Here is an 809-nt window from a genome sequence, read left to right as displayed (position 1 = left end):
TGGTCGCTGGTGTGGTTCATGACGAAGTCGATGATGACGCGCATGCCGCGCTGGTGGGCGGCGTCGACGAACTCGACGAAGTCGGCGAGGTCGCCGAACTCGGGGAGGACGGCGGTGTAATCGGAGACGTCGTAGCCGCCGTCGCGCAGGGGGGATTTGAAGAAGGGGGGCAGCCACAGGCAGTCGACGCCCAGCCATTGGAGGTAGTCGAGTCGGGCGGTCAGGCCCTTGAGGTCGCCGATGCCGTCGCCGTTGCTGTCCTGGAAGGAGCGGACCAGGACCTCGTAGAAGACGGCGCGTTTGAACCACTCGGGATCGCGGTCCTTGGCCGGGGTGTCCTCGAACGTGTCCGGGACGGGCTCATTGACCATCATGCGGGGACCCTCCGATCCGTGGTGCCGGGCCGACAGTGAGCACATGTGCACCGCCCGGACCCAGGCGCACAAAGTTGGTCCTGCCCCAGTTGTAGGTCTCGCCGGTGAGCTCGTCGCGCACCGGAACGCGCGCGTCCTCGCTCGGAGCGAGTCGCGGCATGTCCAAGGACACTGTCGCCTGCCGGGTGCGGTGGGGGTCCAGGTTCGCCACGACGATCACCGTGTCGTCACCCGAACGCTTGCTGTACGCGATCACGGCATCGTCGTCGACCTGATGGAATCGAAGGTTCCGTATTTCGCGGAGGGCCCTGTGATCCCGTCTGATCCGGTTCAGTCGGGTGATCAGCGGGGCGATGGTGCGGCCCTCGTGTTCGGCGGCGGCCCAGTCGCGTGGGCGGAGCTGGTACTTCTCGGAGTGGAGGTATTCCTCGCTGC

Annotated in this window: 2 protein-coding genes; both read right to left on the bottom strand. The window is 66.4% G+C overall.

The genetic code is table 11. The features are described 5' to 3' along the window. The coding region (locus CW362_RS42875) for an alpha-amylase family glycosyl hydrolase (protein ID WP_240658359.1) at window positions 1–374 on the bottom strand (374 nt) is incomplete at its 3' end. After that, on the bottom strand, window positions 361–809 hold a 449-nt coding region (locus tag CW362_RS42870; RefSeq protein ID WP_476756092.1), incomplete at its 5' end, for an alpha-glucosidase C-terminal domain-containing protein. The genes CW362_RS42870 and CW362_RS42875, both read right to left, overlap by 14 nt.

The sequence above is a fragment of the Streptomyces populi genome, from assembly GCF_002911015.1.
Classification (GTDB): Bacteria; Actinomycetota; Actinomycetes; order Streptomycetales; family Streptomycetaceae; genus Streptomyces; species Streptomyces populi.
The sequence above is the reverse complement of the archived record's forward strand: the minus strand, read 5'-3'. Positions and strand labels throughout refer to the sequence as shown.